2 protein-coding genes are annotated in these 2,680 nt (G+C 65.0%); both read left to right on the top strand.

Features of this window, described 5'->3' with window-relative positions:
• The first annotated feature begins 795 nt into the window (after positions 1–795).
• Positions 796–1,062: an SHOCT domain-containing protein gene (locus J1M87_RS25145; protein WP_003862069.1), complete on the top strand. Its 267-nt coding sequence runs from the start codon at positions 796–798 to the stop codon at positions 1,060–1,062.
• Positions 1,059–2,540 (top strand): multicopper oxidase family protein, encoded by a 1,482-nt coding sequence (locus J1M87_RS25140; protein ID WP_096905124.1) that lies wholly within the window; start codon positions 1,059–1,061, stop codon positions 2,538–2,540. The genes J1M87_RS25145 and J1M87_RS25140 overlap by 4 nt, the downstream gene beginning before the upstream one ends.
• The last annotated feature ends 140 nt before the right edge of the window (positions 2,541–2,680 follow it).

The following is a 2,680-nucleotide window of genomic DNA, read 5'->3' as shown; positions in this document are numbered from 1 at the left end:
ATTGGAGGGCAGCAGGGGCTCTATCCGCTCCCACTGCTCGTCGGTGAACTGGCGAAATCGTGACTTCGTCTGTCCCATACGGCCACGGTCTCGCGGGTCACCGCTCAGCTATGGGAGACACGCCCTAAACGGGCCCTTCACTATGAAGGGCCACTAAACGATGCCGAGCTGTAGTTTCTGCGAACTCACCCTTCCCCAAATTTCCCCCATCTTCGAGGGCACGAGGGTTCTCCACCATGGTCTCGATCGTTCCAGCCTGTCCTGAGTGTCAGCTCGCCAGCGGAAATTCTTGATCAGACCTCCACCTGATCTCCACACAAATACGCGGGCGTACCGGCCAATGTGGAACTCGACCGGAAGACAGGGGCGCGGTATGGAGTGGGCGAGTGTAACCGTGGTGGCCATTGGCCTGGGCGTGTTCTGGGCCAGCGTGCTCTGCCTCATTGTCGCCCTGACAGGGACCGCTCCCCAGGCGTGAGACACCCAGGGACCAATCGATGGGTGAGCCGGGTTCAACCACCTACCCCACATACCCCATAGGGGTATAATTGGAGGTGTTCCAGTGAGCACCAGCAACGAATATGAAGAGGAGAAGATGTCTATCCAGCCTCGCAGTAACCTTCCGTTGGAAGCGATCGCTGAATCCTGCACGTGCTGCTCCACACCCAGACCCTCGGTGCCGATGCCGATCCACGGTCTCCAGACCGACCGCCACGCCCCGCACCCGGCGCCACCACCCCCCAGACACCGGCGGGCCACACGCTCGGGACTGAGAAGTAGCGAAGGACGATCGCGATGATGTGGAACAACGGGATGGGTTCGGGAATGGGCTGGATGTGGATCTTCTGGCTCTTGGTCATTCTGGGCACGGTGGTGGTCACCGTCGTCCTGGCGAAAGCGTTCACCGGCGGCCGGGGCCAGACCGGAGGGCATGAGCATGTCAAAACCGGGGAACGCCCGCGCCAGCCGCGAGAGATCCTGGACGAACGCTACGCCCGTGGAGAGCTAACCACCGAGGAGTACCGGGAGCGACTACACACTCTGGGCGAGGGACGGCAGTGAGCGAGCTGACCCGACGGCAGCTCCTCGCACTGGGTTTGGCAGGGGCCGGCACCGCCGCCGTGGGCGGGGCCGGCCTGTGGTGGACCGTCAGTGAGGGCAACACCACGAACAGTGGTGGCTTCTCCGACGGTGGTGACGACCTTCTCGAGCCGGACGTGGTGGCCAGTCGGGACGGTGTGCTCGATCTGGAGTTGGTCGCCGCCCCCGCCCGGGTCAAGATCGGCGGGCGAAACGCAAACGTGCAGGCGTTCAACGGCACACTCCCAGGCCCCACCCTGCGCGTTCGGGGCGGAGACACGATCCGAGTGGCGATTGCCAACGAACTCGACACCCCGACCAACCTGCACGTACACGGGTTGCACGTCTCCCCCGAGGGCAATGGCGACAACCCCTTCGTCAGCATCTCCCCCGGCGAGTCCTTCGACTACGAAATCGTCCTGCCAAACGACCACCCGCCCGGGACTTTCTGGTACCACCCCCACCACCACGGCCATGTCGCTGACCAACTGGCGGCCGGACTCTACGGAGCGATCGTTGTTGAGGACCCCGAGCCGGTCCCGGTGTCCCGTGAGCGCACCTTGGTCGTCTCCGACATCACCCTCGACGGCACTGGCAACCCGGCTGCCGCGTCCCCGCCCGAGAAGATGATGGGCCGTCAAGGCGAGATAGTGATGGTCAACGGCCAGGTTCGGCCCCGGGCCACCGCTTCGCCGGGAGAGCGAGAGCAGTGGCGGATCGTCAACGCCTGCCCGTCCCGCTACCTGCGCCTGACCCTGGATGGTCAGTCTCTGCGCCTGCTCGGCCGTGACACCGGCCGCCTACCCGAACCTGTCGACCTCACCGAGGTGACGCTGGCTCCCGGAAACAGAGTCGAACTCCTGGTGGACGCTCGCCAGGGCACCTCCACTCTGCTCAGCATCCCGGTGGACCGCGGCGCCATGCCTGGCATGATGGGCGGACCCATGGCCGGTGCGTTCCCGGCGGACGACGAGCCGATCGGTCTGCTCACGCTGGACGTGACTGGGCCCCCGGCGGACGAACCCGATCCCGTGCCCGCAGGACCGGCCCTGCGGGACCTGCGCACCGCACCGGTAACTGCCCGTCGAACCCTGGAATTCGCCATGGGCATGGGCATGGGCCGTGGGATGCGCGGAGCCGAATCGATGATGTCGTTCACCATCAACGGCCGACAGTTCGACGCCGACCGAAACGACATCACGGTTCGCGCCAGAACTGTGGAGGAATGGACCCTGACCAACACCAGCCCCATGGACCACCCAATGCACCTGCACGTGTGGCCCATGCAAGTCCTCGACGACGGCGAGTCACCCACCTGGCAGGACGTGGTCAACATTCCGGCCTTCGGCCGCGTCACCATCCGCGTGGCCTTCGACGACATCGTCGGCCGCACCGTCTACCACTGTCACATCCTCGACCACGAGGACCTCGGCATGATGGGCACGATCCTGGCCCGCTAAACTCGGCGCACCCGACCGCAAGCACACCGCCAACCCCGCCCGACGAGAAGAAAGTACGGTACCGCATGGATCGCAGCGCCCAGTCCTCGAACTCACTGACCCTCACTGGATCCGTTGCGCTCGGGACGGGGGTGATGATC

This window comes from Rhodococcus sp. KRD162 (genome assembly GCF_017168335.1).
Taxonomy (GTDB): Bacteria; Actinomycetota; Actinomycetes; order Mycobacteriales; family Mycobacteriaceae; genus Rhodococcoides.
This window is presented reverse-complemented; position numbering and strand designations above follow the sequence as displayed.